At 60.9% G+C, this 6,527-nt stretch carries 7 protein-coding genes; 6 read left to right on the forward strand and 1 reads right to left on the reverse strand.

Going from position 1 to position 6,527, the window contains the following annotated elements:
• Positions 1-59 precede the first annotated feature (59 nt).
• Both D6T63_RS18635 and D6T63_RS18640 read left to right on the forward strand, forming a co-directional pair.
• Entirely contained in the window at positions 60-461 is a 402-nt protein-coding gene (locus D6T63_RS18635; RefSeq protein ID WP_120150828.1) for a hypothetical protein, read from the forward strand.
• The gene (locus D6T63_RS18640; protein WP_120150829.1) at positions 446-1,213 is read left to right on the forward strand and encodes a hypothetical protein; all 768 of its coding nucleotides are present in this window, start codon (positions 446-448) and stop codon (positions 1,211-1,213) included. The genes D6T63_RS18635 and D6T63_RS18640 overlap by 16 nt, the downstream gene beginning before the upstream one ends.
• A 307-nt stretch (positions 1,214-1,520) precedes the next feature.
• Here the strand turns inward: D6T63_RS18640 and D6T63_RS18645 are convergent, their stop codons facing one another.
• Positions 1,521-2,039: a hypothetical protein gene (locus D6T63_RS18645; protein ID WP_147394450.1), complete on the reverse strand. Its 519-nt coding sequence runs from the start codon at positions 2,037-2,039 to the stop codon at positions 1,521-1,523.
• A gap of 924 nt (positions 2,040-2,963) precedes the next feature.
• On the opposite strand from D6T63_RS18645, the gene D6T63_RS18655 reads away from it, so the two are divergent.
• From D6T63_RS18655 to D6T63_RS18665, 4 genes are all read left to right on the forward strand, one after another.
• Positions 2,964-3,620 carry a recombinase family protein gene (locus D6T63_RS18655; RefSeq protein WP_120150832.1) on the forward strand — a complete coding sequence of 219 codons (657 nt, stop codon included), beginning with the start codon at positions 2,964-2,966 and terminating at the stop codon, positions 3,618-3,620.
• 4 nt (positions 3,621-3,624) lie between these two features.
• Complete coding sequence (locus tag D6T63_RS19475; RefSeq protein ID WP_182977127.1) at positions 3,625-3,798, forward strand: hypothetical protein; 174 nt, start codon at positions 3,625-3,627, stop codon at positions 3,796-3,798.
• Positions 3,799-5,282: 1,484 nt separating this feature from the next.
• The gene (locus D6T63_RS18660) at positions 5,283-6,098 is read left to right on the forward strand and encodes a helix-turn-helix domain-containing protein (protein ID WP_120150833.1); all 816 of its coding nucleotides are present in this window, start codon (positions 5,283-5,285) and stop codon (positions 6,096-6,098) included.
• A gap of 68 nt (positions 6,099-6,166) precedes the next feature.
• Complete coding sequence (locus tag D6T63_RS18665; protein WP_120150834.1) at positions 6,167-6,367, forward strand: hypothetical protein; 201 nt, start codon at positions 6,167-6,169, stop codon at positions 6,365-6,367.
• Positions 6,368-6,527 lie beyond the last annotated feature (160 nt).

Here is a 6,527-nt window from a genome sequence, read left to right on the forward strand (position 1 = left end):
CAAACTTAGCCGGGACCGGTCCACCACCTCACCGAGGGAACTAGGCAGAGGTGGCACCCATGGCAACTGATGACACCCGCAGCGTGGACCTGTCCAACGCGTCGAACCCCCGTGCACTGACCGAAGCCGAGGCAGGATGGTTTACCGGAATCGCTCATGGACTCAAAGACGGTGACGCCATTCACGTCCCCTACACATCCGGACGGATGGCACTCATTCGAGTAGGCGAGACTCTGGGCATCGTGGACCTCTACGGAACCGAGGAAGCCCAGGACGTAGCCAAACCCGAGCAGGTAGCCAAGAGCACCCGGAAAGCACCGACCGAGGCGAAGCTGGACGACGACACAGCCGCACTTTTCCGAGACCGCACAGCACGCCTCACTTCCGGGCAGAGCATCGTCCTGCCCGGTGGTGCGACCATCCGGAAAGCGGTGGACGGCTCACTGTGGATGACCGCCTAGGCCATGACCATCACCAGCTCACCATCGTCACCCGAGACAACGTTCTCGAGGCTTTCGGTTCAACGGTGGCCCGGTACATCCCCGACTACCCCGAGTACATCCGCGCCACGGTGCGAGGCCGAGGGGCATCCCTCTCCCGCCTCCCATGCCAGTGCATCGGCAAGCACAACGCAGGCAACGTCATGACCACCGAGCGCAAAGACTTCGAGAACACTGTGACCGAGACAACCCAGACCCTCAGCGAGTACAAGAAGCAACTCCGCGGACTCCTGGCCGCAGCGAGAGCCGGCGAAGATGTAGACCCCCGCGAGGTGGCCGCAGCTCGTGAGGGCGTCGAGCTGGAGAAGCTCCGCGCCGAGGGCGAAGCCGAACGACTGGCAGAAGCCGACGCCCGCGCCGAGGTGGAGCGATTGGCCGCAAGGAGCGGACCCGTCAATGAAGAGCTGACAGCCTCTCAGGCCCGCCTCCAACGGAAGTACACGACAGCCCTGAAAGCCCTGGAGGACCTGCTGGAAGCCGTGGACCGGCATAACGCATCCGTGGCCGCAGGGGCAGGTAAGACGGGCGTCGAGATAGTCACCGAGCGGTACACATCACACGCCATCATCGGCGGCACACGGCACGAATTTTGGCGCCCTCAGATCTACTTGCTCAACATGCTCCACGGCATCGGGAAACGGTGGCCGGTAGGACGCGGGACCCCGTTTCGCATGGAACTACCCCCTGCTGTGCAAGGTGGCCCGAGGCCCTAACAAAATTCCCCGCCCGTCCCCTTTCCGGGCGGCGGATAGTCAGGGTTGGGATGCCCTGGCGAAAGTGCCGGACATTGAACACCCGGCGACTACTGGAGCAGGCGGCACCAGTAGGACATCCTCCCGGACTAGTTCCCTGAGAGGCGCACCCGTGGTGCACAGACAGTGGGACCCCCGGTGGGACGCCGAGGGTCTCACTGTCTACAGGGAACAGAAACGGGGTCGAGCTCGTGCCCGCCGGCCTCACCGGAATTAACCGATCACGCTAGAACCTGGAGTCACCTGGAGTCCCTACGCGCGCGAGGCTCTAGCCCTTGCCCTCCATGAGGGACATCAGCTTTGCCTCCAAAGCGTCCACGCTGACAGCCTCACTCGCGAGACCCTCCGGGGTGGCTTCCACGCCTTCAGATCCCCGCCCGAACTCCCTACCGTGAGCATGCTCCAAATACCACGCCGCCGCCCTCCAGTCGCCGTTCATCGCCGCCGTCTTCACCGCTTTGACGGCACGAGCTACGGCCTGTCCACGTGCCCGAGTGGTCGCCGCAGCGAAGACCACAAACGTCCATTCCTTCGGCTCGAACTCCGGGGGACAAGAGTCGATCATCTCCCCGAGGGTCTTCCCTGCCACAGAAGTACTGATGATGGCCTGAGCATCGAAACCCAGACCGTCCACCCTGTCTACTTCCACGCGGGCGCGGTCGAGCCATGAGTAGTACGAAGCTTCACTGATGCCGATGTAACGGCAGGCGGTGACGACGTAGTTGCCGTCATCGAGCAGCTGCACGAGTGAGCCGAGCATTGGAGCGGAGAGGATACGTGGAGTCATGGCTCTAGGTAACTCCGACCGGTCCCGATTACCGGCAGGCGGCACGCCGGGGCACTTTTGGGCCTGTGGACTCCACGGCTTATCCACAGGATGAACCCCGCCCTATGGCTAAAACATATGTGGATAACACTGAGTGTTCCTGAAAAAAATATCACTCAGTACACAGTCAAAATCCGCGCCAACACTGGGAAGTAGGGGCCATCTGTGAATACTGTCTTGCAGCATCCGGCACACCATCTGAGACAATAGGTATATGCGCCGGAGTATGCACGGCGCAGACGTCTTGAAAATGCAAAAAGGACCGGCGGCAACCGGTCCTCTGCAACCCAAGATGTTCCGTCAACCAAGCAACAGACATCTGAGTGTTCAATTGTTCTAACACTTACAACTCTAGACGTCTGAGCATGCATGCGCCAGCGAGTGGATCTGGTGCTCGCTTGGCATCCCTAGGGGGTGTGCCATGGCGAAATTCATCGCCGTTGCCAACCTTGTGGTGAACGTGGTGCGTCTAGCGATCACGATTTTCCGCAACGGTTGCGGCCTGTAGTAGGCCACTGAGACGCCGGGGGCTTCGGTCCCCGGCATCTCTGTTTCTACAGGTCAGTCACCTAAGAGAGTGATCGTGGCAGGTCCGACCACCGAGTCGGCTAGTGACATAACCATGATCATGTGCCCGCCCACTTTGAAGTTCGCGGTACTGGACCCAGTCCCTTGGTCCCCCGTGTGAGACACCGAGACGATTACTCCGGTGAAGCTGTCTTTGGTGCCCGACTCCGGAAAGGTCACTCTGGCACGCTGGCCGATGTGCATGCGTTCTAGCTCTGTAACGTTCATGGCCTCAGGTTCTCATGCGCACTCCCGGTCTTCCGAGGATGAGTCCTAACAGGGGTTATGTAAACGGAACCCTTTATATAAACTAGGGTGATGGAAGCCACTCCAGCCCTTCGCATCATCGGATACGTCCGCGTCTCCACAGACAAGCAAGACATCGGCCCCGAGGTCCAGATAGCCGAGCTACAGACCGAGGCCGAGCGGATGGACTGGAACCTCACCATCGTCCGCGAAGACGCCGTGAGCGCGTCCACAGTAGCCAAGCGCCCCCTCATGCTGAAAGCCCTGGCCGACCTCCGCGCAGGTCACTATGACGGGCTGGCCGTGAGCAAGCTGGACCGCCTCAGCCGCAACATGGAAGACGGCACGCGCATTCTGGCCGACGCCACCCGGCAGGGCTGGAGGATCGTCTGCCTAGACCTAGGCGTCGATACCGCGACCATCATGGGTGCGGGCATGTTCAACATGGCCCTGAACTTTGCCGAGATTGAGCGCCGCATGATCGGCAAGCGGACCAAAGACGCCATGGCGAAAATCAAGGCCGACACCGGCAAGCACATGGGACGCCGCAGCGTCCTCCCAGAGTCCACCGTGGCCCGTATTGTTGCCGACCACCGAGCAGGCGTTCCGATGCTCCGCATAGCCAAGAATCTGGAGGCTGAGGGCATCCCCACGGCAGCAGGCGGCAAGTGGCATGCCGCCACCATCAAGCAAGTTATTGAACGCCAGCAGCAGCACCAAGGGAGCTAGAACGATGCCTGACAAGCAGAGCATGGGGCGCATCTACGCGGCCCAACACGCAGTCTCTAGAGCAGCAGCGAAGGTGTCACAGAATGTTGCCATAGCCCGGAAGCTGGACGAAGCCATGGAGGAGCTAAAGGTGGCCAGAGACAAGCTCGCAAAGGTCATTGCAGAGGAGGATGACTGATAACCCTGGAGGCCCGCCTAGGCGGCAGTCGCTTAGCTGTGACTGGGACGCGTGCCGACTATCAGGGGCGCTCGCTATGCTTGGGCTATGAGCTTCGGCTCTGGAGTTAAGAAGTTAAAAGCAAGAGGACCCGACTGGCATCGGGTCCTGCTAAAAATTCTTGCTCCTTTTGGTGCAACTACAAGGGACATGTCCTTGTGGCCAACACCTCAAGCGTAGTGTCCTGCCGCCGCGATGGCAATCCTGACCGGCGTTGTGGTTGTGCCTCCCTTCGAGAGATAGGAGGTACCCACTATGAAACGGAAGCGTAAGCCGACAGATCAGTGGGTCCGCGCCAACGTCTTGATCAACATGGGCCGTTTCGTGCTCATGTTGGTTGAGTTCTTTGGTAACGAGTAGTACCAGAACGGGTGGTGGTCCCAGTTTTTTTGGGGCCACCACTCCTGCTTTTGCCTAACATCGCGTTGGCGCAAGTTCTTCCCGACGAGGGAAACTTGGCACCCTGACAGCCCTCACGGCACCCTGCCGCGTGCCTACCCGGAAGCCGTCAGGCAAGCCCCTACGCTGGCACCCATGACAGCCCCCACCATCGGCTTAGCCGAGGCCGCTCGTGCATGCGGCGTCTCCGAGTCCACCATCCGACGACGACGAGCCGAGCTACTGGAGTTAGGTGCGTCTCATGGCGCTAAGGGGTGGAGCATCCCCATCCCCGCGCTAGTCCAGCTGGGACTCATGCCACCGACCACCGGCCCGGATACGGTGAAAGCCCCAGAACCCTCGCAAGACAGCCCCGTGGAACCCGTCGTGGCACCTAGCACGCAAGCCGAGGTGGAAGCCCTTAGGGAGGCGCTGACAGCCGCCGAGCTGAGGGCCGCTGTAGCCGAGGCGCGTGCTGAGGAACGGGAGCGGATCATTACCGCGCAGGCGCAGGCCCTTCGCATGCTGGAAGCCCCTGTGACAGTCCAGGGAGAGCAGCCGGCGACCGCTTCACCAACATCAGAGACGCCTCCCTCACCGAGGCCGGCTAAACGCCGTTGGTGGCATCTGTAGACGCCCGTCTTGACCGAGCTGGGCCGAAAGTTGCCCCGGCGTGTCGGAATCGGATTATGCCGAGAGCAGTCCTAGGGTGAGGTCACAAGCACAAAAAAATGTAGGCCCGGGAGGGATGCCCGGACCTACAGCCGAATAGAGAGAAACACGTCAATGAACGATCCATTCGGGTCTAGTCCTAGTATGTCCGCGTCCACTGACCGAGAGCAACCGACGCGCCGACTCTCGCACGCAGCCAAGCTCACACCTGAAGCTGTTCTAGATATCTGGAGCCGTCGCGACAGTCAGTCCGACTACATGGCGCGTTACGGCATCAGCCGGGGTGCAGTCCAGGGTATTCAACGCGGGCAGACGTGGCGTGAGGTCACGGCTGATGCTCCGGCACCCGCCAAGCGCCTCCCAGCTGGACGACGCCCTAGCGCGTCTGATGCCGCATGAGCACGTTCGTCAAGGTCCCCACGTTCGTCATGGAGCTTGCCTGTGCCGGTGACATCTCACCGCAGGCCCTCCGGCTGTACGTCGTCCTCCGCAGCTACCAGAACCACGAGAACCGGAAGTCATGGCCGTCATTCGCCACGCTTGCCGACCGGCTCAACATTCCTCACCGGCAGAACATCAACCGGTACATGGCCGAGCTAACCACCTCCGGGGCCGTCATCAAGAGCAACCGGTCTGGGACATCGAGCGTCTACACATTCCCTGATAGTGCTCAAACTGTAATCAGGGGTGATTACAGTGAAGCCTCAGGTGTAATCGCCAGTGATTACAGTTCATGGGATGAGGCGGGAGGTGTAATCACCAATGATTACAGGGGTGAATCATCTGGGCTTACAGGTGTAATCACCAGTGATGACACAGGTGTAATCACCAGTGATTCACTAACTAGATCAAGTGAACTAGATCAAGTAACTAGACCAAGTGAAGAAGAAAAACCGTCGTCGTCCGCGAAATCGTCACCAACGCAGGCACCCGAGTTTGTCGCCGCTGACGCGCCGACGCCTGTCCAATCTCCGCTGATGCAAGCCGTCCCTGACCTCCCACCAGGGCTGGATGACAGGGGACGGGAGACGCTGGGCCGAGGCGTGAGCAAGTTCCACGAGGCCATCGAGTACCTGAACGACCACCGACCTGTAGGCCATGAGCTGAACCCCGCCGAGGAACGCAACCTCCGGGACGCACTCCGGGCACGGACATCACCCGATGCTGTTTTCGATCGGTTCACGACGACGGGAGCGAGGGCCACGGCATGACCGCGCCGTGGCCTCCCTGCCCGTCCTGGACGACGGATGTCCGACACACCCAGAAGCCGGGAGTCAGTATGCGCACGTACTCCACGACGATCACGACCAGCGGCGGAACGGGCGCGGCCATCGAGGAGACCCACATACGACCGGACGGCGGGGACGTGACCGTCATCGGGCCGACCGTCACGATCGACGACGGCTATCACGACGCCGAGGCCATCATCCGCGTTATGGGGTACGCCGCTAACCTCATGCTCTCCTCTGAAGCCGCCTGACACAGGCAGAAACCGACCACCAGCCGCCTAGCGACTCCGGGAGGTATAAATCCCCTGCCGAAACATCTCAAAAGCTCACAGAGGCGCGACACGCCGTGCCGGGAGTGTCTCGGCTAGACCACTTGACGACCACGCGAAAGCCTTGTCTCAGTGGTGGGCC

The sequence above is a fragment of the Arthrobacter cheniae genome (genome assembly GCF_003602275.1).
Classification (GTDB): Bacteria; Actinomycetota; Actinomycetes; order Actinomycetales; family Micrococcaceae; genus Arthrobacter_D; species Arthrobacter_D cheniae.

What these genes read in the sequence shown, in the direction of transcription:
- D6T63_RS18660 (WP_120150833.1), top strand. Translation starts at nt 5,283, where the DNA reads ATGAGCACGTTCGTCAAGGTCCCCACGTTCGTCATGGAGCTTGCCTGT.
- D6T63_RS18665 (WP_120150834.1), top strand. Translation starts at nt 6,167, where the DNA reads ATGCGCACGTACTCCACGACGATCACGACCAGCGGCGGAACGGGCGCG.
- D6T63_RS19475 (WP_182977127.1), top strand. Translation starts at nt 3,625, where the DNA reads ATGCCTGACAAGCAGAGCATGGGGCGCATCTACGCGGCCCAACACGCA.
- D6T63_RS18655 (WP_120150832.1), top strand. Translation starts at nt 2,964, where the DNA reads ATGGAAGCCACTCCAGCCCTTCGCATCATCGGATACGTCCGCGTCTCC.
- D6T63_RS18635 (WP_120150828.1), top strand. Translation starts at nt 60, where the DNA reads ATGGCAACTGATGACACCCGCAGCGTGGACCTGTCCAACGCGTCGAAC.
- D6T63_RS18645 (WP_147394450.1), bottom strand. Translation starts at nt 2,039, where the DNA reads ATGACTCCACGTATCCTCTCCGCTCCAATGCTCGGCTCACTCGTGCAG.